The sequence below is a fragment of the Streptomyces sp. NPDC088794 genome, from assembly GCF_044750545.1.
In the GTDB taxonomy this organism is placed as follows: Bacteria; Actinomycetota; Actinomycetes; order Streptomycetales; family Streptomycetaceae; genus Streptomyces.
Genome location: NZ_JBIVKB010000004.1, coordinates 633,847 through 656,843, shown reverse-complemented (window position 1 = coordinate 656,843; position 22,997 = coordinate 633,847). Strand labels below are relative to the sequence as shown.

At 71.2% G+C, this 22,997-nt stretch carries 17 protein-coding genes; 8 read left to right on the top strand and 9 right to left on the bottom strand.

All coding sequences use genetic code 11. From position 1 onward, the window contains the following. Nucleotides 1-48: 48 nt before the first annotated feature. The 4 genes from ACIP6U_RS15490 to ACIP6U_RS15475 all read right to left on the bottom strand — a co-directional run bounded on the left by ACIP6U_RS15490 (nt 49) and on the right by ACIP6U_RS15475 (nt 4,243). A complete protein-coding gene (locus ACIP6U_RS15490) occupies nt 49-219 on the bottom strand; it encodes a Trm112 family protein (protein WP_007382472.1) in 171 nt (56 codons plus the stop codon). Nucleotides 220-499: 280 nt separating this feature from the next. Then, nucleotides 500-1,864 (bottom strand): phosphomannomutase/phosphoglucomutase, encoded by a 1,365-nt coding sequence (locus tag ACIP6U_RS15485; protein WP_401716929.1) that lies wholly within the window; start codon nt 1,862-1,864, stop codon nt 500-502. A 138-nt stretch (nt 1,865-2,002) separates the two neighbouring features. Further along, nucleotides 2,003-3,619, bottom strand: coding sequence for an L-lactate permease (locus ACIP6U_RS15480; protein ID WP_401716928.1), 1,617 nt, complete (start codon nt 3,617-3,619; stop codon nt 2,003-2,005). A 198-nt stretch (nt 3,620-3,817) separates the two neighbouring features. Further along, nucleotides 3,818-4,243: a DUF3499 domain-containing protein gene (locus tag ACIP6U_RS15475; RefSeq protein WP_401717035.1), complete on the bottom strand. Its 426-nt coding sequence runs from the start codon at nt 4,241-4,243 to the stop codon at nt 3,818-3,820. A gap of 292 nt (nt 4,244-4,535) precedes the next feature. Here ACIP6U_RS15475 and ACIP6U_RS15470 point away from each other — a divergent pair, with 292 nt between their 5' ends. Further along, nucleotides 4,536-4,985, top strand: a complete 450-nt coding sequence (locus ACIP6U_RS15470; protein ID WP_401717032.1) for a metallopeptidase family protein — start codon at nt 4,536-4,538, stop codon at nt 4,983-4,985. Nucleotides 4,986-5,030: 45 nt separating this feature from the next. Here ACIP6U_RS15470 and ACIP6U_RS15465 read toward each other — a convergent pair whose 3' ends face one another. The 3 genes from ACIP6U_RS15465 to ACIP6U_RS15455 form a co-directional block, all read right to left on the bottom strand. After that, a complete protein-coding gene (locus ACIP6U_RS15465; protein WP_401716926.1) occupies nt 5,031-6,536 on the bottom strand; it encodes a DUF5719 family protein in 1,506 nt (501 codons plus the stop codon). Beyond that, complete coding sequence (locus ACIP6U_RS15460) at nt 6,533-10,177, bottom strand: glycosyltransferase (RefSeq protein WP_401716923.1); 3,645 nt, start codon at nt 10,175-10,177, stop codon at nt 6,533-6,535. The genes ACIP6U_RS15465 and ACIP6U_RS15460 overlap by 4 nt, the downstream gene beginning before the upstream one ends. 171 nt (nt 10,178-10,348) lie before the next feature. Next, the gene (locus ACIP6U_RS15455) at nt 10,349-10,612 is read right to left on the bottom strand and encodes a WhiB family transcriptional regulator (RefSeq protein ID WP_010034659.1); all 264 of its coding nucleotides are present in this window, start codon (nt 10,610-10,612) and stop codon (nt 10,349-10,351) included. Between the two features lie 655 nt (nt 10,613-11,267). Here ACIP6U_RS15455 and ACIP6U_RS15450 point away from each other — a divergent pair. From ACIP6U_RS15450 to ACIP6U_RS15435, 4 genes are all read left to right on the top strand, one after another. Next, entirely contained in the window at nt 11,268-11,774 is a 507-nt protein-coding gene (locus tag ACIP6U_RS15450) for a cysteine dioxygenase (RefSeq protein WP_401716922.1), read from the top strand. A gap of 33 nt (nt 11,775-11,807) precedes the next feature. Continuing rightward, entirely contained in the window at nt 11,808-12,767 is a 960-nt protein-coding gene (gene cofD / locus ACIP6U_RS15445) for a 2-phospho-L-lactate transferase (RefSeq protein ID WP_401716919.1), read from the top strand. Then, nucleotides 12,764-14,200 (top strand): coenzyme F420-0:L-glutamate ligase, encoded by a 1,437-nt coding sequence (locus ACIP6U_RS15440; protein ID WP_401716916.1) that lies wholly within the window; start codon nt 12,764-12,766, stop codon nt 14,198-14,200. The genes cofD and ACIP6U_RS15440 overlap by 4 nt, the downstream gene beginning before the upstream one ends. A gap of 115 nt (nt 14,201-14,315) precedes the next feature. Continuing rightward, complete coding sequence (locus tag ACIP6U_RS15435; protein WP_401716913.1) at nt 14,316-15,326, top strand: DNA-3-methyladenine glycosylase family protein; 1,011 nt, start codon at nt 14,316-14,318, stop codon at nt 15,324-15,326. Nucleotides 15,327-16,109: 783 nt separating this feature from the next. On the opposite strand, the gene ACIP6U_RS15430 is transcribed toward ACIP6U_RS15435, so the two are convergent. Continuing rightward, nucleotides 16,110-17,192 carry a sugar phosphate nucleotidyltransferase gene (locus ACIP6U_RS15430; protein ID WP_401716910.1) on the bottom strand — a complete coding sequence of 361 codons (1,083 nt, stop codon included), beginning with the start codon at nt 17,190-17,192 and terminating at the stop codon, nt 16,110-16,112. A gap of 159 nt (nt 17,193-17,351) precedes the next feature. Then, entirely contained in the window at nt 17,352-18,695 is a 1,344-nt protein-coding gene (locus tag ACIP6U_RS15425; RefSeq protein WP_401716908.1) for a peptidoglycan recognition protein, read from the bottom strand. A 129-nt stretch (nt 18,696-18,824) separates the two neighbouring features. On the opposite strand from ACIP6U_RS15425, the gene ACIP6U_RS15420 reads away from it, so the two are divergent. The 3 genes from ACIP6U_RS15420 (at nt 18,825) to ACIP6U_RS15410 (ending at nt 22,988) form a co-directional block, all read left to right on the top strand. Continuing rightward, complete coding sequence (locus ACIP6U_RS15420) at nt 18,825-19,580, top strand: TIGR03089 family protein (protein ID WP_401716905.1); 756 nt, start codon at nt 18,825-18,827, stop codon at nt 19,578-19,580. A 128-nt stretch (nt 19,581-19,708) separates the two neighbouring features. Continuing rightward, a complete protein-coding gene (locus tag ACIP6U_RS15415; protein ID WP_401716902.1) occupies nt 19,709-21,016 on the top strand; it encodes an LCP family protein in 1,308 nt (435 codons plus the stop codon). Nucleotides 21,017-21,245: 229 nt separating this feature from the next. Then, entirely contained in the window at nt 21,246-22,988 is a 1,743-nt protein-coding gene (locus tag ACIP6U_RS15410; RefSeq protein ID WP_401716900.1) for an LCP family protein, read from the top strand. Nucleotides 22,989-22,997: the final 9 nt, after the last annotated feature.

Genomic DNA, 22,997 nt, shown 5'->3' with positions numbered 1-22,997 from the left:
GGGCCTGCGTTGCGCGGGCTGTCGCGGTACGGGCCGTGCCGTGGGGTCTTACGCGGGGCGGCGGGCCTCGTCGACCAAGAGGACGGGGATGCCGTCGCGGACGGGGTAGGCCAGGCCGCAGTCCTGACCTGTGCAGATCAGCTCGGTGTCCTGCTCCTTGAGGGGGGCGTGGCAGGCGGGGCAGGCGAGGATCTCCAGGAGGCCGGCTTCGAGCGGCATGGGGTGTCCCTTCGGGCGGGTGCACGTGCGTTGGCTTTGCGTGTGCGGGGTGGTGTGGGGATGTGCCTGGTCAGGGTACCGCCGTGTGAATGGGGCCGGGGGGTTCTCGCCCCCGCCGCCCCTACCCGTCCCATCCCCAGGGGCGCTGCCCCTTCGACCCCACTGGGGGCTGCGCCCCCAGACCCCCGCATCGGCCTGAACGGCCTCGTCCTCAAACGCCGGACGGGCTGAAAGATACGGACTGCCATCCAAGAAGCGCAGTCTCCCTATCCCCTCCGCTTCAGCCCCTGATCAGCGCCAACACCTCGTCCCGTACCTTCGTCATCGTTGCCTCGTCCCTCGCCTCCGTGTTCAGCCGCAGGAGCGGTTCCGTGTTGGAGGGGCGGACGTTGAACCACCAGTCGGTGGACGTGATGGTGAGGCCGTCGAGGGTGTCCACGGTGATGCCGTCCAGGGACTCGTACGCGGACTTGATCGCCGTCAGGCGGTCCTGTTGGTCGGCGACCGTGGAGTTGATCTCGCCGGAGCCCACGTAGCGGTCGTACTGGGCGACCAGGGCGGAGAGAGTGCCCTCTTGGCCGCCGACGGCCGCCAGGACGTGGAGCGCGGCCAGCATGCCCGTGTCCGCGTTCCAGAAGTCCTTGAAGTAGTAGTGGGCCGAGTGCTCGCCGCCGAAGATCGCGCCCGCGCGGGCCATCTCGGCCTTGATGAAGGAGTGGCCGACGCGGGTGCGGACCGGGGTGCCGCCGTTCTCCCGGACCACCTCCGGGACGGACCAGGACGTGATCAGGTTGTGGATGACGACGCCCTCGCCGCCGTTGCGGGCGAGTTCGCGCGCGGCGACCAGGGCCGTGATCGCCGACGGGGAGACCGGCTCGCCGCGCTCGTCGACGACGAAGCAGCGGTCCGCGTCACCGTCGAAGGCGAGGCCGAGGTCGGCGTTCTCCTCGCGCACCCGCAGCTGGAGGTCGACGATGTTCGCCGGGTCCAGGGGGTTCGCCTCGTGGTTGGGGAAGGTGCCGTCCAGCTCGAAGTACATCGGGACGAGAGTCAGGGGCAGACCCTCGAAGACCGTCGGGACCGTGTGGCCCCCCATGCCGTTGCCCGCGTCGACGACGACCTTGAGGGGGCGGATCGAGGTCAGGTCCACGAGGGAGCGGAGGTGGGCCGCGTAATCCGACAACGTCTCTCGCTGAGTGATCGTTCCCGACTTCTCCGTGGGTTCCGGAGCGCCCGACTCCAGCCATTGCTCGGCGAGTTCGCGGATCTCGACCAGGCCCGTGTCCTGGCCCACCGGTGCCGCGCCCGCCCGGCACATCTTGATGCCGTTGTACCGCGCGGGGTTGTGCGAGGCCGTGAACATCGCGCCCGGCAGGTTCAGCGCGCCCGACGCGTAGTACAGCTGGTCCGTGGAGCACAGGCCGATCTCGGTGACGTCGGCGCCCTGTGCGGCCGCCCCGCGCGCGAAGGCACGCGAAAGGCCGGGCGAGGAGGGGCGCATGTCGTGGCCGGTCACGATCGCGTCGGCGCCGGTCACGCGGACGAAGGCGGCCCCGAAGAGTTCGGCCAGCGGCTCGTCCCACTGGTCCGGGACCACTCCGCGCACGTCGTACGCCTTCACGATCTGTGACAGATCAGCAGCCACGGTCCACCCCATCTGAAAGTCCTGTCGGTCGCCTCAAACTACCCGCCCTCACTGACAGTGCGCTGTGTGGACGCTGAGTCGACTTCCAGACGTAACCTCAGGTCAGGGTGGGGTGGACGGGTTCAGGGCGGGGACGGGTCACGGCAGCATCCAGCCCAGGACCGGTGAGCTCTGGCCCACCACGATCAGGCACATCACCAGGAGCAGGCCCAGGCTCCACGGCAGCACCTTGCGCAGCAGATCGCCCTCGCGGCCCGCGAGGCCCACGGCCGCGCACGCGATGGTGAGGTTCTGCGGGGAGATCATCTTGCCGAGGACTCCGCCCGAGCTGTTGGCGGCGGCCAGGAGCGCGGGCGACAGGCCCGATTCGCGGGCGGCGGTCACCTGGAGGCCTCCGAACAGCGCGTTGGCGGAGGTGTCCGAGCCGGAGACGGCCACGCCGAACCAGCCCAGGACGGGTGACAGGAACGCCAGTCCGGCCCCGGCCGCCGCCACGAAGTGGCCGATCGTGGCGGCCTGTCCGGAGAGGTTCATGACGTAGGCGAGTGCCAGCACGGACGTCACGGTCAGGATCGCGAACCTCAACTCGCGCACCGTGGCGATCCATTCCTCGACCGCCACGCGTGCGTGCACCCCGAGCACCACGGCCGTGCACACCCCGGCGAGCAGCACGAGCGTGCCGCCCGTCGAGACGATCGGCCAGGTGAAGACGTTCGCGCCGACCGGCTTCCCGTCCGCGCCCACGACGTTCAGGAACGGCCAGTCGTACAGGCGGGTCGCCCGGGCCAGCCAGTCCTTGACCGCCGGGATCTGCGCGACCGAGAAGATCACCACGATCAGCGCGTACGGGGCATACGCGCGCAGGACTTCACGGGGCGGGTCCTCCTCGTCCAACTCCTCGCTGCGCGCGCCGGTCAGCACGGACGCGCGTACGGACTCGGTGGCGGGCACACGCGCGTGCGGTACGGCGACCAGGGCGCCCGCGCCCGCCAAGGCGGCGGCGATGTCGGCGAGTTGCGCGGAGACGTAGTTGGAGACGGCGAACTGGGCGATGGCGAAGGCGACTCCGCAGGCCAGGGCGGGGATCCAGGTCTCGCGCAGGCCGCGCCGCCCGTCCACCAGGCCGACCAGCACGAGGGGCACCACCAGGGCCAGCAGCGGTGTCTGGCGGCCCACGACGGAGGCCACCGTGTCCAGTGGAAGTCCCGTCACCTGCGCGAGTGTCACGACCGGCGTGCCCATCGCGCCGAAGGCGACCGGCGCGGTGTTGGCCACCAGGGACACCACGGCCGCGCGCACCGGGTCGAAGCCGAGGGCGACGAGCATGACCGAGCAGATCGCGACCGGTGCCCCGAATCCGGCGAGTGCCTCCAGGAGCGCGCCGAAGCAGAAGGCGACGACGAGCGCCTGGATGCGCGGGTCGTCGGAGAGCCGGCCGAAGGAGCGGCGCAGGATGTCGAAGTGGTGGGTGCGGACGGTCATCCGGTACACCCACAGGGCGTTGACGACGATCCACAGGATGGGGAAGAGCCCGAAGACGGCTCCCTGGGCGGCGCTGGAGAGCGTCTGACCCAGTGGCATGCGGTAGGCGAGCCAGGCGACCAGAACGGCCGCAAGAAGGCCGATGAGGCCCGCGAGGTGCGCTTTCAGGCGGACGCCGCCGAGCAGGATCAGGACGATCACGAGGGGCAGGGCGGCGACGAGGGCGGACAGGCCCAGTGAGTCTGCGACGGGTTCCAGTTGCTGGACGTACACGGACGCCTCCCCGATGCGATCCGATGACGACTCCGCACACGCTTCCGGCATGCGGAAAGCGATTTCTCGTTTCGACTTACGGAATGGTCGTGTCCGCGACAAGTCCGCGTCAATGGGCGTGCGTCACTGGCCGGAACGTGCACGGAACGCACACGAACGGGGTCGTCAACGAGGGGATCAATCAGCCGACCGGAACGGTCAGTTGTCCGGGGACCGCAGTACGCGCAGGTGGCCCCGGCGCGCGACCTCCATCGGGTCCGCTCCGCGTCCCCCGCCGCCGGCCCCGGCCGCCCGCTCCTGCGGACGGGCCGCCTCACGCACGGCGTTGGCAAGCGCTTCCAGGTCGTCGCCGCTCGGGCGGGCCGGAGCGGAGCTGTCCAGGAGCCGGACGACCTCCCAGCCACGCGGCGCGGTGAGGCGCTCGGAGTGCTCGGCGCACAGGTCGTAGCAGTGGGGTTCGGCGTAGGTGGCGAGCGGGCCGAGGACCGCGGTCGAGTCGGCGTAGACGTACGTCAGCGTCGCGACGGCGGGGCGGCCGCAAGCGGTGCGCGAACAGCGACGTACAGGGCTCACGACGTTGGACGGTACCGCACTCTTGAGCGGGCCGCGACGACTCTCCCTCAGGTCACTCCACCGTGTCGTGGTGTGAATCACCCCACACACCCCTCCCGCCACACGGTGTTGACCTGCACGAACGGCCGTTCACAGGGTCGCACCCACTCCCGGAACCGATCAACTACCCGTACAAACACAGTCATTTGCCTCGTCGGTGGCGGTCTCGGAGAGATACGGAATCGAGCCCAACCTTGGCTGGAATGGTCATCCGGCGACATGCCTTCCGAGGCGGTCCGACGGTGTCCGTGACGGCGCGTGGGGTCGGGCACGCGGTCCCTGCGGGGACTACGCTTCACCAGTGATGGACAACCCTGTACCGCCCCGTGCCGCCGCCCCCGGGCCCCGCCGTCGTGATCGCCACGGCCGGGGCATGCGCGGCCCGATCGCGCCGCCCCAGGTGCCGCTCGCCGCGAGCCGCGCCGAGGCCTTCGCGGATCTGGTGCAGGACTCCGTGGAGCGCCTGGAGCGACGCTGGCCGCAGCTCGCGGACATCGATTTCCTCGTCCTGGAGGTGCCGCGGCTGGACAGCCCCGGTCAGGCGTGGAACGACGAGGCGGTCCCCCTGGGGGGCACGATTCCCTCGCGCGAGGGACGGCCGGCCCGCGTGGTCGTCTACCGGCGCCCGGTGGAGATCCGCACCAAGGGGCGCGACGAACGCGCCGCCCTGGTGCACGAGATCGTCGTGGAGCAGGTCGCCGAACTCCTGGGGCTGACCCCGGAGACGGTGGATCCGCGCTACGGCGAGGACTGAGCCCCGCCTACGCGCGCGTGCCGCCCTGCTTTCCGCGGCACCGGTCTACTTCTGCAGCACCGACAGATCCTGGTCCGCCTGCGGTACCGCCACCGTCCCCCGGTCGTCCGGGAGCGTCTGGATCGTGAAGCCCGGTACGCCGCCTTCTGTGGCGGCCAGCGTGCGGGCGCCGTAGACCGGGCCGCCGGACAGCGTCTCGACCGTCAGGGCGTACGTACCCTTCAGGCCGGTCGGGGTCGGGGCCTCGACGTTCTCGGTGGTGCCCGCCTTGATCGTGAACGTCTTGGAGACCGCGGCGCCGCCTCCGCTGCCCGCCGACGCGGTGACCTTGACCTGGGCACCGGCCGTCGGGGCGGTGAGGGACAGGGTGGAGCCCTTGGCGCTGTTGTCGGCGGACGTCGCGCGCGTGCCGACCGGGCCGACGGCCGGGATGTACGCCGACTCCTGCTTGGCGCCCTTGCCGCGCACGACCTGCACCGCCGCGATGACCGGCACGGACTGGTCGGTGGGCGTGAGCACCAGGGAGCCCGCCTCCCCGCGCGTGACGTCGCCGAGGTCGGTGGCGGTCGTCATGCCCGCCTTCACGTGCAGCGTCTCGTTGCCGGCGGGCGTGATCAGCCCGGACGGGGAGGCGAGGCGCACCTTGAGGTCGGCGTCCGCGTCACCGGGCGTGAAGGCGATCAGGCGCACGGCCGTGGCGTCCTTCGGGATGCCGGGCAGCACCAGGCTGCCGGCCGGGTCCGTGGTCGCGGCCAGCCAGTCGCCGCCGACCTTCTCGTCCAGGGCCTGCACGACGGCGCCCACCCGCCCGCTGCGCACGTTCACGTGCACGGAGAGGTCGGTCTGCTTCTCGTCGGTCAGCGTGGAGAGCAGGATCGGGTCGCTGGAGTGCGGCGCGATCGTGATGCCCTCCCCCACCGTGGAGTCCAGGGCACCGTCCTTGCCGTAGAGCTCGATGTCGACGACGGCCGCGGAGTCGTCGGGGTTGGTGAGGTGGACGTAGTCCGTGCGGTCGGCGGACGTGCTTGCGCCGGTGAACCAGAACTCCGTGTCCGGCGCTGAGCAGTTGACGCCCAGGAGGCCGCGGCCCAGGCCCGCGGCGACCTCGGTGGTCTCCTGAACGGCCCAGCCTGGCGCGAACTTGCCCTCGGCGGTGCCGACGAACGCGGGGGTCTCGCCGCCCGAGGTGTCACCGGTGACCGGCGTGCCCGGGTCCTTGGGGGTGAGGACCGGCTTGGCGGTCTTCTTCTTGCCGCTCTTCTTGCCCGAGTCGGCGCTTCCGTCGTCGGACTGCTCGTCGGCGGCGGCCAGTTCGGCCTTGCCGGTGGCCGCCGTGCCCTTCGTGACGGGTGTGAAGGACGTGAACGAGGTGTCGGCGAGGTCGGAGGTGCTGGGCTGCGGGCACAGCAGGCTGGTGCGCTCCACGGGCAGCACGGCGGCCGCCTTGGCAGTGTCCTGACCGGAGTCGCTCGGTGACTTGAGCGTGGCGAACCCGGTGACCGCGGCGAGCGCCGCCGTGCCGGCGATCAGGGACAGGGTGGTGCGGTTCACTGCTGGCTCCCGTCGGGGCGCTCGGTCGGGTGCGGGTGCTGCTGCGGGTCGTACGCGGGGTCGTAGCCCGGCTGTTGGTACGACGGGTCGTAGCCCTGGTCGTAACCGCCCTGGGGCTGGCCGCCGTACGCGTACGGGTCGTACTGGCCGCCCTGGTAGGGATCGGCCTGGTACGTCTGGTCGTACGCGCCCTGTTGGTACTGCTGGGCGTCCTGGTACTGCTCGTTGTAGGTGCCGTACTCCGCGTTCGGGTACTGCGCCGGGTCCCACTCGTCGTAGGACTGCTGCTGCGGGACCGCGACCGGGATGTCCTCCGCGGGCGGAACCGGGAACTCCTCGCCCTGGTCCGGCTCTTCGGACTCGGCCTGGGCGCGCAGGCGGCGGGCGCGGCGGCCCTCGCCGGCCACGGGCTGCGCGGGGATGACGGCCGGCTCGTCCGGCAGGTCGTCGTCGACGACGCGGCGCCGGCCGGGCAGCGCGAGCACGACGAGGACGAGGGCGAGGAAGCCCTGGGCCCACAACCACGCGGTGTGCGTGATCGGGTCGTCGTAGGTGACGGCCAACGTGCCGCCGGAGGCGGGGAGTCGGAAGCCCTGGGCCCAGCCGTCGACCGTGGTGCGGGTGAGCGGCTTGCCGTCCAAGGTGGCCGTCCAGCCTTCGGAGGCGGTGTCGGCCAGGCGCAGGACGCGGCCGTCCGCGCCGGCCGGGACCGTGGTGCGGATGTCGACGGGGCCCGCGGCGACGGGCTGCGGGGTACCGGTGCCTGCGGCGGACACGATGGTGGCGCGCGCGACCTCCTGGTCGACCCGCCACAGGGCGCCGCCGCCGTCCTGCTGGCTGAGCCTGCTGAGGCCGGGGGTGGCGTCCAGCACGCGCGTGACCTCGCGGGGCGCGCCCTTGTGGATGAGGACGTAGCGCACCGCGAACTTGCCCAGCTGGTCGGACTGGTCGGCGCCGGAGCCGGCGACCAGGTTGGCGACGACCTTGTCGAGTTGGCTGTTCTCGCCGTCGGCGGCCGCGAGTTCGGCGTCGCCGAGGCGGGCGCCGGAGCCGCGTACGAGGGTGTAGCCCACGCGCGCGGTGGAGTCGCTGTCGAGGACCAGCGTGCGGGCCTGGTCGCGGGTGCCGCTCTCCTCGGCGACGAACGCGGGCACCTGCACGGGGTCGCGTCGCTCGACCGGCCCGTCGGCGCCGCCGATCATCCAGCCGCCGGCGACCAGCAGCGGGCCCGCCAGCGAGGCGAAGGCGATCAGTACGGCCACCGGCTGGCGCCAGCCGAAGCTCTGCTCGGCCACACGCGCGCGTGCGCCGTCGGCGCCGAGGACGGCGGCGGCCAGCAGGGCGATGCCGTAGACGAGGGTCGCGGGGCCCGCCCAGGTGGAGCTGTTCGACAGGACCGCGAAGACGAGGCCCACCAGGGCGACCAGCCAGGCCGCCCAGATGCCGAACTGCCGCTCGGAGCGCAGCAGGGCGGCCAGCGCGGCCAGGACGATGCCGATGAGCATCAGCCCGCTGACCGTGCCCGGGCCGCCCGGGCTCGCGCCGAGCAGGTCGAGGGCGGAGGCGGCCGAGGAGCCGTACTCCAGACCGGCCTCCTGGAAGAAGCCGAACGGGAGCAGTGACAGCGACCAGGGCGCGAGGACCAGCAGCGGTGTGCCGAGCTGGGCCAGGAAGCGCAGGCCGTACGCGGTGATGTCGCCCCGGCGCACGGCCAGGACCGCGACGCCGAGGACCAGCGCGAGGGGCCACACGATCGGCGTGAACGCCGTGGTGATCGTCAGCAGCAGGGCGTACGCCCAGGTGGCGCGCCAGCTGCCACGTGCGCCGGACGCGTGTGTGAGGCCGCTGGCGGCGATGCCCGCGCGGGCCAGCAGCGGGAGCAGGATGGCGAGTACGGCGGTGCCCAGGCGGCCGCCGGCGAGCGCGCCGGTGGCGGCGGGCAGGAAGGCGTAGACGACGGCCGCCCACGCGCGCAGCAGGCGGGACTCGACGAGCGGGCGGGAGGCGAAGTAGGCGGTGAAGCCGGCCAGCGGCACCGAGCAGACCAGCAGCAGGGTGATCGCCAGGCCGGTCGAGCCGAACAGCGTGGAGGAGAGCATCGCGACGAGCGCGAGGTAGGGCGGCGCGGACGGGCTGCCGCCGGCGCCGACCGGGTGCCAGGAGTCGAGATAGCGCGACCACAGCTCGCTGGAGTCGGCCGGGGCGGGCAGCAGGGCGCCGCCCGAGAGCGCGCCGCTGTCGAGCAGGTCTCGGCAGGCGACCAGCGAGAAGAACAGCAGCACCAGGAAGAGCATCGGGCCCGGCTTGCGGGCGATGCGCTTGAGGCGGGCGAACTGCTCGATCTCCAGGAAGTCGGCGTCGTCGCCGCCGGGTCCGGACTCGACCGCGCCGCCGTGCCGCCCCGCGCCGGAGACCGCCTCGGGGTCGGAGCTGCCGAACAGGTCGCCGGCGACCTGCTCGACGGTGGCCCGCACGGTCGCGCCGGGCGGTGGGAAGAGCGGGCGCAGCTCGCCCTTGTCGATCTGCGGGGTGCCGCGCTTGCGCCGTCCGGCGATGATCCGCTCGGGCCGCAGCAGGGTGCCCAGCAGACCGCGGATCTCGTCGAGGGCCTGCCCGGGGACCTTGCCGACCAGATAGGCGACGGTGCGCAGGACGGTGCCGAGCACGAGACGGAACAGCACCCAGGGCAGCGCCGCCGTACGGGTGTTGACCAGGAGGGTGTAGGCGGCGCCCGCCTTGTCGACCTTGTGCGGGGATGTGGCGGCGCGGCCCACGCAGTCGACGGTCCGGCGCTCGCGCGAGGAGGCCTCCGCGTGGCGTACGACCGCCTCGGGGGCGATGAGGACGCGGTGGCCCGCGGCCGTGGCGCGCCAGCACAGGTCGACGTCGTCGCGCATGAGCGGCAGCCGCTTGTCGAAGCCGCCGAGCTGCTCGAAGACGTCGCGCCGGATCAGCATGCCCGCGGTGGACACCGACAGCACGGTCCGTACGTGGTCGTGCTGGCCCTGGTCCTGTTCGCGGCGGTCCAGGCCCGTCCAGCGGCGGCCGGAGTTGGCGATGCTGACGCCGACCTCCAGGAGCTGGCGCCGGTCGTACCAGCCGCGCAGCTTGGGGCCCACGATCGCCACGTCGTCGCGGCCCAGCTCCAGTTCGTTGTCCACGACGCGCAGCAGTTGGGCCAGGGCGTCGGGCTCGGGGGCGCTGTCGTCGTGCAGCAGCCACAGCCACTGGACCGGCTCGCCGTACGGGAGCTCGGGCATGTCGTACGCGTCGTCGCGCCACGAGCGCGTGACGGGGTCCCAGCCGCTGGGCCGCTTCAGGTAGGTCAGCTCGTCCGGCGTCAGCAGCGGTGCCGTGCGATTGGCCTCCTCGACGGCCTGGCCGAAGCCGGTGCGCCGGGCCAGATGCAACACGTGGTCGGGGCCCAGGGCGTCGGTGACGAGCTGGGCGGAGGCGTCCGCGCTGCCGGTGTCGGCCGCCATGACGCTCTGAACGGGGCGTTCCTGGCCGAGCAGCCCGGCGAGCGCGTCGGGCAGCCAGCGGGCGCCGTCGTGGGAGACGATCACCGCCGTCACCACGTGACGCGGGAACTCAGGAGTGGCAGCGTCTGCTTGGGCTGCCGTATGGCTGTGCACGGACATCGAGGTACGGGCCCCGGTTCGATGGACTGCGGTGGACTCCCGCGCCCGCTGGTGGCGGCGAGGCGTCTCGGACGAGCAGCCACACTATCGGCTGGGCATGATTGCGGCCCGCCGCCTGTGGACAACCCACCTGCGACGGGCCGTTGCCCGTGTGGTCGTGCGCCGTGCGGTTCAGACCGCGGCTTTCTTCAGCCGGCGGCGCTCGCGCTCGGACAGACCGCCCCAGATGCCGAAGCGTTCGTCATTGGCGAGGGCGTATTCGAGGCACTCGGAGCGGACTTCACAGGCGAGACAGACCTTCTTGGCCTCACGGGTCGAGCCGCCCTTCTCAGGAAAGAAGGACTCGGGGTCGGTCTGGGCGCACAGTGCGCGCTCCTGCCAGCCGAGTTCCTCGTCCGCGTCGTCGACCAGCAGTTGCTGCACCGTCTCGGTCATGTGCGCCCCTCGTCTGTCTTTCGCGTCCCCGTGATGTAGCCGTTACCGATTTCGGCTGAACGACACGAGTGAAATTACAAGTGTGCTGCTCCGGGCGAGTCAAGCCGAGATCTGCTATTGGGCCCCTTATTCACTCTGCGGAACCAAGGCCATGCGGAAAGTGTTCAAATCGGCATAAACCTTGACATGCAGACGAGGCCCGGAAGGACCTCCGGCCCCGCGCAGAGCCTGTACGGGGAAGGACGCCCAGAGATCCGATCTCGTTCCACGCGCACCTCGGGGCGAACCGGATCACATTCGGATCACGGGAACGCAACGAGGTTTGTGCGCCCGGTTGTGCGCCATGTGTCCCGGTGGGCGCATGGACAAACCTTTCGCCTCGGACATGAACCGGATGGGGTGAACCACGTCCCACGATCCGGGCGTCGAGTTGACACTGAAGGTGTGAACCGATGTCCTTGTGGGCATGCTCGCGAACTTGGCACTCACCTCGACCCGCACCGCCGGGTCCCACGGTGCTGCCCGCGCTCGCTGTAGCTGTTGCTGTTCCAGCTGTTGAGCCACACCCCGCTCCAGCTGGAAACCGAGTCGACCACGATTCGTTCTCTGTTTCCGTTCCCTCTGACCTTCTTTCACTGAGGAACCAGCGCACCGAATGAACAGCGACAACGACCTCCAGATCGCCGGCGACATCCTCGAGGTCCCGCATCTGCTGCAGCCGCCGCGCGAGCACCCGGCCACCGTGGCCGAGTTCGTCGGCATGGCCCGCTCCATCGCCGCCGACCGCACGCAGTGGGCGCACCTCGTCCGCTACGACGCCACGGCGCGCTGGTACCACCGGCTGCGCACCGGGCCCGGCTACGAGGTGTGGCTGCTGTCCTGGGTGCCCGGTCAGGGCAGCGGACCGCACGACCACGGACGGTCCTCCGGCGTGCTGACCGTCCTGGAGGGCACGCTGACCGAACGCACCGAGCGGACCACGCGCGCGTTGGACGCAGGCGCGCAGCGGGTGTTCGCGCCGGGGTACGTGCACGAGGTCGTGAACGACGCGCTGGAGCCGGCGGTGAGCCTGCACGTCTACTACCCGGGCCTGACCGAGATGCCGATGCACACCTCCCCGCACTGCGAGGCCCGGACCGAGCCGCGTGCGGTGACTGCCTGACGCGTTGTCGTACCCGCCTGCAAGACTTGCCCCATGCGCATTGTGGTTCTGGCAGGCGGCATCGGCGGTGCCCGGTTCCTGCGCGGTCTCAAGCAGGCCGTGCCGGACGCGGACATCACCGTCATCGGCAACACCGGGGACGACATCCACCTCTTCGGGCTGAAGGTCTGCCCGGACCTCGACACGGTGATGTACACGCTCGGTGGCGGTATCAACGAGGAGCAGGGCTGGGGGCGGGCCGAGGAGACCTTCCATCTGAAGGAGGAGCTCGCGGCGTACGGCGTGGGGCCCGAGTGGTTCGGGCTCGGCGACCGGGACTTCGCCACGCACATCGTGCGGACCCAGATGCTCGGGGCGGGCTTTCCGCTGAGCGCCGTGACGGAGGCGTTGTGCGACCGGTGGCAGCCGGGCGTACGGCTGATCCCGATGACCGACGACCGGGTCGAGACGCATGTGGCCGTGGAGGTCGACGGCGAGCGCAAGGCCGTGCACTTCCAGGAGTACTGGGTGCGGCTGCGGGCCTCCGTGCCGGCCGAGGCGGTCGTGCCCGTCGGCGCCGAGCTGTCGAAGCCGGCGCCGGGTGTCCTGGAGGCGATCTCCGAGGCGGACGTCATCCTCTTCCCGCCGTCCAACCCGGTCGTCTCCGTCGGCACGATCCTCGCCGTGCCCGGCATCCGCGAGGCGATCGCCGACGCGGGCGTGCCGGTGGTCGGCCTCTCCCCCATCGTCGGGAACGCGCCCGTGCGCGGCATGGCCGACAAGGTGCTCGCGGCGGTCGGCGTGGAGTCCACGGCCGCGGCGGTGGCCGAGCACTACGGCTCAGGACTGCTCGACGGCTGGCTGGTCGACACGGTGGACGCGGACGCGGTTCAGCGCGTGGAGTCGGCCGGGATCCGGTGCCGGGCGGTGCCGCTGATGATGACCGACCTGGACACGACGGCGGAGATGGCGCGAGAGGCGCTGGCACTGGCGGAGGAGGTGCGGGGGGCGTGAGCGGGGCGGGTGCGGTGAGCGGGGCGGGTCCCGCGCGGGGCGCGGATTCGGGGAGTGGCACTGGTGTCGGCGCGGATGCTGCGAGCGGCGGCGGCTCGGAAAGCGGCGCAGGCACGGGCAGCGGCGCGGGCGTCGAGGGGTTCCGGGTCTGGGCCGTGGGCGGGTTGCCCGAGGTGCAGCGGGGGGACGATCTCGGGAAGTTGATCGCCGAGGCCGAGCCCGGGCTGGTCGACGGGGACGTGTTGCTCGTCACCTCGAAGGTGGTGTCCAAGGCGGAGGGGCGGGTCGTCGAGGCGGACGACCGGGAGGCCGCGATCGACGCCGAGACCGTCCGGGTCGTGGCCCGGCGCGGGCCGCTCAGGATCGTGGAGAACCGGCAGGGGCTCGTCATGGCCGCCGCCGGGGTCGACGCCTCCAACACCCCTGCCGGGACGGTGCTGTTGCTGCCCGAGGATCCGGACGCGTCCGCGCGGGCGATCCGGGACGGGCTGCGGGACGCCCTCGGCGTCAACGTGGGGGTCCTGGTGACCGACACCTTCGGGCGACCGTGGCGCTCGGGGCTCACGGACGTCGCGATCGGCGCCGCCGGAGTGCGCGTGGTGGACGATCTGCGCGGCGGCACGGACACCCACGGCAATCCGCTCAGCGCGACGGTCGTGGCGACGGCGGACGAGCTCGCCGCGGCCGGTGACCTGGTCAAGGGCAAGACCGCCGGGCTGCCCGTCGCCGTCGTGCGCGGGCTGGCGCACGTGGTGACCGACCGGCGCGAGCACGGGGAGGGGGCGCGGGCCATGGTGCGGGACGCGCGCGACGACATGTTCCGGCTGGGCACGTCCGAGGCGGTACGGGAGGCGGTGACCCGGCGCCGTACGGTACGGGCCTTCACCGACGAGGCCGTCGACGGCGGGGCGGTACGGCGGGCGGTGGCCGCGGCGGTGACCGCGCCGGCGCCGCATCACACGACGCCGTGGCGGTTCGTGCTGCTGGAGTCGGCGGATGCGCGGACGCGGTTGCTCGACGCGATGCGGGATGCCTGGATCGGCGATCTGCGGCGGGACGGGAAGTCGGAGGAGTCCATCGCCAAGCGGGTGCGGCGGGGGGACGTACTGCGGAACGCGCCGTATCTGGTGGTGCCCTGTCTGGTGATGGACGGGTCGCACGACTACGGGGACGCGCGGCGGGACGGGGCCGAGCGGGAGATGTTCGTGGTCGCGGTGGGGGCGGGTGTGCAGAACTTCCTGGTGGCGCTGGCCGGGGAGCGGCTCGGGTCCGCGTGGGTCTCCTCGACGATGTTCTGCCGGGATGTGGTGCGTGAGGTGTTGGGGTTGCCGGAGGGGTGGGATCCGATGGGGGCGGTGGCGGTCGGGCATGCGGCGGAGGAGCCGCGGGCTCGGGCGGAGCGGGATGTGGGGGCGTTCGTCGAGGTGCGGTGAGTCGGGGCGGGGGTGCGTGGTTCGATTCGCCGTCTGTTCGTCGTACGAGCGCCTAGGCTCTGGTTTCCGACTTTCGCTTCCCAGGCGCTTCCCAGGACTTCATAGGACTTCATTCGTGGCAGGACGTTTCGCTCCGCGGCCCACCCGTACGTCTGTGCGCGGTGGGCATGTCGTCGTGCCGTCCGGAGTGCCTCGGCAGAGCGAGGAGTCCGGGCTGGTGCGGACTTGGGTGCCGGGGTGGCCCGTGGATCTCGGGCTGGTGCTCGGGCCGTTGCGGCGGGGGCCCGGGGATCCGACGTTTCGGGCGATGTCGGACGGGTCCGTGTGGCGGGCCTGCCGGACGCCGGGTGGGCCGGGGACCTTGCGGGTCTCCGTGCGGGGCGATGAGGTGCGGGGGGAGGCCTGGGGGCCGGGGGGTGCGTGGCTGCTTGAGCGGTTGCCCGAACTGCTTGGCGCTGCCGATGATCCTGAGGCGTTCGCGCCTCGGCATCGGGTGGTGGCGGTTGCGCGGCATCGGCGGCCGGGGCTGCGGTTGACGCGGACCGGGTTGGTGCTGGAGTCGTTGATTCCGTCGGTGTTGGAGCAGAAGGTCACGACCGATGAGGCGTATCGGGCGTGGCGGTTGTTGGTGCGGAGGTTCGGGGAGCCGGCGCCGGGGCCTGCGGCGGCGGTGCGGGGGCGGTTGTGGGTGATGCCGGGGGCTCGGGCGTGGGCGTTGATTCCGTCGTGGGAGTGGCATCGGGCCGGGGTGGACGACAAGCGGGCGTCGACGATTCTGCGGGCGGTTCGGGTGGCTCGGCGGTTGGAGGAGGCGGTGGTGATGTCTCCGGAGGCGGCGCGGGAGCGGTTGGAGGTGGTGCCGGGGGTGGGGCCGTGGACCTCGGCGGAGGTGGTGCAGCGGAGTCATGGGGCGGCGGATGCGGTGACTGTGGGGGATCTGCATCTGCCGGGGATCGTGGGGTGGGTGTTGGCGGGGGATCGGGATGCGGACGACTCCGTGATGTTGGAGTTGTTGGAGCCGTATGCGGGGCAGCGGCATCGGGCGGCTCGGTTGATCTTGTTGAGTGGGCGGGGGCCGGCGCGGCGGGCTCCGCGGATGCCTGTCGGGGACATTGGGCGGCTTTGAGGCGTACGGCTGTGTACTGACGGGCGTTTTTCGCCCCCGCCGCCCCTACCCGTCCCATCCCCAGGGGCGCTGCCCCTTCGACCCCACTGGGGGCTGCGCCCCCAGACCCCGCTTCGGCCTGAACGGCCTCGTCCTCAAACGCCGGACGGGCTAAAAGATACGGACCGGAGCTCGAGAGGCGCAGCCCCTTGGGGTGGGTGGGGGTTCGGGATGGCAAAGCCTCGGCCTCGAACACCGGACGGGCTGAAAGATACGGACCGGGGTTCAAGAGGCGCAGCCCCCTGGGGTGGGTGGGGGTTCGGGACGGCACAGCCTCGACCTCGAACACCGGACGAGATGAAAAACAGACGCCCGCGCCAACATCCGAGAGGCGCAGCCCCCTGCGGGTAGGCGGAGGATCGGGACGGCACAGCCTCGGCCCCGGACACCGGACGAGATGAAAAACAGACGCCCGCGCCAACATCCGATAGGCGCAGCCCCCTGCGGGTGGGTGGGGGATCGGGACGGCAGAGCCTTGGCCTCGGACGCCGGACGAGCTCAAAGATGCGGACCAGGGACCATGAGACGGAACCCCCTGGGGGTGGGTAGGGGATCGGGACGGCACAGCCCCGACCCCGGACGCCCGACAGGCTCAACGAGATGCGGGCCAGCATCCGAGAGGCGTGGCCCGAACGCCGGATCGGGTCAAAGACTCGGACCGGCATCCAGCTCGCGCCGAGCGGAGCGCGCTGGATGCCGGTCCGGGAAGCGATCGTCCCTCCCCCGGAGGGAACCGGCCCGCCCCTACTGATCCGAAGAGAACCTCACCGAGCCCGCCGGGATTCGGGCGTCGCACCACACCCTGACGCCGTCCCGGAGTTCGTTGTCGGCGCCGATGATCGCGCCGTCGCCGATGACCGTGCCGGTGAGGACGGAGCGTTCGCCCACGCGGGCCCGGGTGCCGATGAGGGAGTCGGTGATGACGGCGCCGGGTTCGATCACGGCGCCGGGGAGGATCGTTGAGCCGAAGACCCTCGCGCCCTCGGCCACGAAGGCTCCTTCTCCCACCACCGTGCCGCCCGTCAGTTTCGCGTCCGGGGCCACCCTTGCCGTGGGGAGGACCAGGCGGTCTCCGCAGCGGCCCGGGATGGCCGGGGACGGGGCGTGGCCCAGGACCAGGTCCGCGGAGCCGCGTACGAAGGCGGCGGGGGTGCCCAGGTCGAGCCAGTACGTGGAGTCGACCATGCCCTGGAGGTGGGCGCCCGCGGAGAGGAGGTCGGGGAACGTTTCGCGTTCGACGGACACGGGCCGGCCCGCCGGGATCGTGTCGATGATCGAGCGGCGGAAGACGTACGCCCCGGCGTTGATCTGGTCGGTGACGATCTCCTCGGGGGTCTGGGGCTTTTCGAGGAAGGCGAGGACTCGGCCCGTTTCGTCCGTCGGGACCAGGCCGTACGCCCTCGGGTCCGTCACCTTCGTGAGGTGGAGGGACACGTCCGCGCCCGTCTCCTCATGGGTGTGGACCAGGCGACGGATGTCCAGGCCCGTCAGGATGTCGCCGTTGAAGATCAGGACCGGGTCGTCGGGGCCCGAGTGGAGGCGCGAGGCCACGTTGCGGATGGCGCCGCCCGTGCCGAGGGGTTCCTCCTCCGTGACGTACTCGAGATGCAGGCCCAGGGACGAACCGTCACCGAAGTGCGGTTCGAAGACCTCGGCCAGGTAGGACGTGGCGAGGACGATGTGTTCGACCCCCGCCGCTCTCGCTCTCGCCAACTGGTGCGTGAGGAAGGGGACACCCGCCGCCCGGACCATGGGCTTCGGCGTGTGCACCGTGAGCGGGCGGAGCCGCGTGCCCTTGCCGCCGACCAGGAGAATCGCTTCTGTCACCTGTCGTCTCTGCTTCCTGCCGGGACCGGCCGAACTGACTTTCGACCGGCAAGTGTATGCAGACCGTTGTGCGGCGCCTTCGACGGCCGTGCGGCATCCCGCGATTCCACCCAGTGCCCCCCGATGGCGGTGCGTGCGGTCCCCGGTCCCGCCCGCCGGTCAGCGGCCCTGGAAGCGAGCGGCAGTCGTGCGGGTCGTGCCGAGCTTGCGGTAGAGCTGCAGGCCCGGGCAGTCCGTGGCGAAGCCGTCACGGTGACCGGAGATCACATTCAGTCGTACGTTCTTTCCTTTTCGGTAGAGATTGCCACCCCCGGACTTCAAATATGTCTTTCCCTTCGGATTGCCGCCCCAGATCCCGAGCTTCCAGGCCGTGAGGCGGGCGATCGCCTTCACCGCGGCGGTCGGCGGCTTGGCCGAGCCGAAGCTGCCGAGGACCGCGATCCCCATGCTCTTGGTGTTGAACCCGAGGGTGTGGGCGCCCAGCACCGGCTTCGCCACTCCCCCGGCCCGGCCCTCGTAGATGGTTCCGCACTTGTCGACGAGGAAGTTGTAGCCGATGTCCCGCCAGCCCATGCTCTGGACGTGGTAGCGGTAGATACCGCGGATGACGGAGGCCGCCTGCGAACACTTGTACCCGTTGCCGGTGTCCGTGTGGTGTACGAAAGCCGCCTTGACGTTCCTCGTGTAGACGAACTTCTTCTCGCGCAGCTTCTCGTCCGCGCCCCAGCCGCGCCGGGTGATGATGCGCGGACGAGGGCCGATGTACGGCTTCACCCGCTGACTCCGCGTCAATTCGCTGCCGTAGAGCGCTTGTACTTCCTGTTCGGTGGCCCGCAGGTCCAGCGCCGGGATCTCGGTGGCCTCGGGCGGGGTCCCCGCCCGCGTCACCGGCTCCGACCCGGCCGGCTCCCCCGCACCCGGCTCCCCCGGGTCCACCAGTTCGAGACGCAGGCCCGTCGGGAGCCCGGTCGCGGACGTCAGCGTGCGGGTGCCGCGGGCCGTGTCCTCCGTACGGCTCGCGCTCTCGGCGCGGACGCGGACCTCCACGCCGTCCGAGTCGCCCACCCACAGCGGCGCCGTGGAGCCGTGGACGCGGCCCGAGGTGCGCTCGGCGGAGTCGGGGTCGGGCGCGTCGTCGTTGTGGGTCCCGAGGTCCTGCCAGTCCGACCAGGTGCCGGAGTCGGTGGCGCGGGTGCGGACCTGGACGCTGCCGTGCAGGGCGGTGTCCGGGTCGTCCCAGATGACGCCGACCATCGAGAAGTGGCGTACGTCCCGGCGGGCCAGGCCCTGTTCGGAGGCGGCGGAGCCGAGGACGCGGGCGCGGGTGAGGGGAGTGAGGGGCAGGGACTGGGTGCCGCCGGAGAGGCCGGCCGGGTGGGCCGCCGGCATGGACGCCGTGCGGCTCGACGCCGGACTCGCCGCGGCGGACGCCGGCGGGGTCAGCGGAAGGGCGAGGGCGGCCGCACAGGCGACGCCGACCGAGGAAGCAAGGAATCCACGCATGCATCCGATGTTGGACATAGTCATATATATCTGTCCATTTGGGAACTGACGGACCGTCGGCTCCCGCTGCGCCGAACCGGTGGCCCCGCACCCGGCCGCGCACCGTCCCTCCCGCGTACCCTTGCGCGGGTGAACGCCACCGACCGCACCCCTGCCGACCTGCTGCGTTCCGCGCTCGCCGCGGACCCGGGACGCCCCCTGGTGACCTTCTACGACGACGCCACGGGCGAGCGCGTGGAATTGTCCGTGGCCACCTTCGCCAATTGGGTGGCCAAGACCGCGAACCTCCTCCAGAGCGACCTCGCCGCCGCCCCCGGCGACCGGGTCGCGCTGCTGCTGCCGGCGCACTGGCAGACGGCGGTGTGGCTGCTGGCGTGCGCGTCGGTCGGCGTGGTCGCGGACGTGGGCGGGGACGCGGGGGCGGCCGACGTGGTCGTGAGCGGGCCCGACTCGCTGGACGCGGCGCGGGCGTGCCGGGGCGAGCGGGTCGCTCTCGCGCTGCGGCCGCTGGGCGGACGGTTCCCGCAGGCTCCGGAGGGCTTCGCCGACTACGCCGTCGAGGTGCCGAGCCAGGGGGACCGGTTCGCGCCGTTCTCCCCGGTGGACCCGGAGGAGCCCGCGCTGATCGTGGCCGGGCGGAGCTTCAGCGGGGCCGAGGTCGTCGAGCGGGCGCGGGAGGAGGCGACGGCGCTCGGGCTGACCGGGCCGGGGTCGCGGATCCTGTCGGGGCTCTCGTACGACACCTGGGAAGGGCTCAATGCCGGGCTGTACGGGCCGCTCGCCACCGGCGGGTCCGTGGTGCTCTGCCGGAATCTGGACCAACTCGGCGAGGACGCCCTGGCCAAGCGGATCGAGAGCGAGCGCGTCAGCGCCACGGCGAGGTAGGGCCACTGGTGGGTGACCGGCCGACTCCCCCGTTCGGCCCACCTCCACTCACCCCTGCGCCGCCATCCACGCCATGGTCGTAGGAGCAGACCGCGCCGCATGCTCGTATGCCATGAGGGGGATCCGCCGTGACCGACAGCGCAGGCACCCTCGGGCCCGGCGCCGGGTCGTCGGCGAGCGGTAAGGGGCTCATACGGCGGCGTCGGCGGAAGTGGGTCAAGTACGGGGGGCTCGGGGTCGCCGTCCTGGTGGTCGTGGCCGCCGGCGGCGGGTGGGTGCTCTACGCGAAGCTCGACGGGAACATCACGCCCGACGACGCGGCGGCGGCCGAGCTGGCGCGGTACGAGAAGGAGCGGCCGACCTCGCTCGTCAAGGACGCGCAGAACATCCTGCTGATCGGGTCGGACTCGCGGTCGGGGGCCGGGAACGCGCGCTACGGGCGGGACTCGGGGACCGAGCGGTCGGACACGACGATCCTGCTGCATCTGGCCGCCGGGCGGCGCGCCGCCACCGCCGTCTCGCTGCCGCGCGACCTGATGGTGGACGTGCCGGCCTGTCTGCGGCCGGACGGGACCCGGACCGAACCGATGTTCGCGATGTTCAACTACGCGTTCCAGACGGGTGGTTCGGCCTGCACCATCCGGACCGTGGAGAAGTTGACGGATGTGCGGATCGACCATCACATGGTCGTCGACTTCCACGGGTTCAAGGAGATGGTCGACGCCGTGGACGGGGTGGAGATCTGTCTGCGTCGGCCCATTCACGACAAGGCCGCCAAGCTGAACCTGCGCGCGGGCAAGGTGACGCTCGACGGGGAGCAGGCGCTCGGCTATGTACGGGCCCGCAAGTCGCTGGGCAACGGCAGTGACACCGACCGGATGGACCGTCAGCAGCGGTTCCTCGGGGCGCTGGTCAACAAGGTGCGCGGCAATGACGTACTGCTGAATCCGGTGAAGCTCTATCCCGTGCTGGACGCGGCGACTTCGTCGCTGACGACCGATCCGGATCTGGCGAGCCTGCGCGGGTTGTACGAACTCGTGCGCGGGGTACGCGACATCCCCACGGAACGTGTGCAATTCCTTACCGTGCCGCGGGAGTCGTACGTCTACAACGCCAATCGCGACCAGCTCGTGGAACCCGAGGCCGAGAAACTGTTCGAACGGCTGCGCACGGACGCGCCGCTCGCGGTGGCGAAGGAAATTCCGCGGGATTCCGCCGCAAAGAGCCGCAATTCGGTGTCCGACGACGAGGAGAACTCGTACGGGGACGGGGAGGAGTCTTCGTACGAGGGGTCGTACGAAGACGCTTATGACTACGGCGAGTACGGGGACGACGACGGAAAGGCAGACGGAAAGCGGCCCGACGAGCCCGTGGTCGATGTTTCTCCCGGGCCGACGTTCCGCGGCAACACCGCCGCCGAAGACTTGTGCGGGTAAAGCGCTCACCAAATCGGCGCACTAATGTCCGAGAAAATGGGCGAATTGACCGGTTGCCCGCACGTGCAATTCGTCACCGCGGTCCCCCGGCAGTGAACAGGGCGGATAGTGTGAGCGATCCGGTGCGTTCGGCCGCGAGGTGCTTCCTGGCGTCGTGCACTGTGTGACCGACGAGCGCCTTGCAGGGGGGAAGGCGCTTGCGTGGCCCCGACGGAGGATTCGGACAACCGTGGACGCGCAAAGCCGTGGGCGGGCGGACGACATCGACCCCGCAGACCAGTGGGTACTCAACCCGAACACCGGTGAATACGAACTGCGACTGACCCCTTCCGCACCGCAATCAGGTGTGCCGGGGCCGCGCAGGTCCGCCTCGCAGGGCGCGGTCCGTTCGGCGGCGCCCGGGCGGGCGGCGGGACGGGCGGCACCGCAGGCTCCCGAGCGCGAGGCGCAGCCCTCGCGTCGGCGGCGCGGGGCGCCCGAGGAACCGTTGCCGGGGCGGCGCGGCCGGCGGCCGGTGAAGAAGAAGTCGAGGACCAAGAAGGTCCTGTTGTGGACCGGCGGCATCATGGCGTTCGTGCTCGTGGGCACGGCGAGCGCCGCCTATCTCTACATCGAGCACCTCAACGACAACATCACGGCCGTCTCCGACGACGGCGCGAGCACCGGTGGCTTCAACAAGGACAAGGCGATCAACATCCTGTTGATCGGCACCGACAAGCGCACCGGCGCGGGCAACACGAAGTACGGCGACGCCGGCAGCGTCGGCCACGCCGACACCACGATCCTGCTGCACGTCTCCAAGGACCGCTCCAACGCGACCGCGTTGAGCATCCCGCGCGACCTGATCACCGACATCCCGGACTGCCCGACCACCCAGGACGACGGCTCCTCCAAGGTCATCCCGGGCTCGACCGACGTCCGCTTCAACACCAGCCTGGGCCAGGACTCACGGACGCCCAGCTGCACCATGCGGACCGTCACCGAGCTGACCGGGATCACGCCGGACAACTTCATGGTGGCCGACTTCAACGCGGTGAAGACGCTGACGGACGCGGTCGGCGGGGTCGAGGTCTGTCTGGCCAAGGACATCGACGACCCGGACTCGCATCTGAAGCTGTCCAAGGGCACCCACAACATCTCCGGCGAGCAGGCGCTGGCCTTCGTGCGCACCCGGCACTCGGTGGGCTTCGGCGGTGACCTGAGCCGGATCACGCTCCAACAGCAGTTCCTGAGCGCGCTGATGCGGAAGCTGAAGTCCAACTCCACGCTCACCAACCCGACGAAGATGCTGAAGCTGGCGGAGACCGGCACCAAGGCGCTGACCGTCGACTCCAAGCTCGACAGCATCGGCAAGCTGAAGGACCTCGGTCTGGAGCTGGGCAAGCTCAACCCGAAGAACCTGACCTTCACCACGGTCCCGGTGGTCGACAACCCGGCCGAGAAGGTCGCGGCGACCGTCGTCCTCAACGACACGACGGCACCGCAGGTCTTCGACATGATCAAGAACGACGTGTCGTTCACCGCGGTCAAGCAGCAGCAGAAGAAGGAAGCCGCCGCCGTGGCCGCCCGGTTGAAGGGCACCAAGTCCGCCGCCGCGGACGTCCGGGTGCGGATCCTCAACGGCGGCGCCGCGGCCGGCAGCGCGCAGGCGGAGCTGAACTACCTGCAGAACGACGAGGGCGTACTGAAGTCCGAGAACGCCGGCAACGCGGACGCGGCGCTGGCGAAGACCACTCTCGAGTACGCCCCCGACCAGGCCTCCCAGGCCCGCCGCCTGGCCGCCATCATGGGCCTGTCCGGCTCGGCGCTGAAGCCGGGCAAGAGCGTGACCAACTCCCAGGGCCTGCCGACGATGACGCTCACCCTCGGCAAGGACTTCAAGGGCGCCGGAGTCAAGATCAACGCCGCCTCCGGGTCCACTCCGGAAGGGGTCCAGAAGTCCACCGCGGACAAGGTCGAGTGCGCCAAGTAATCCGCAAGG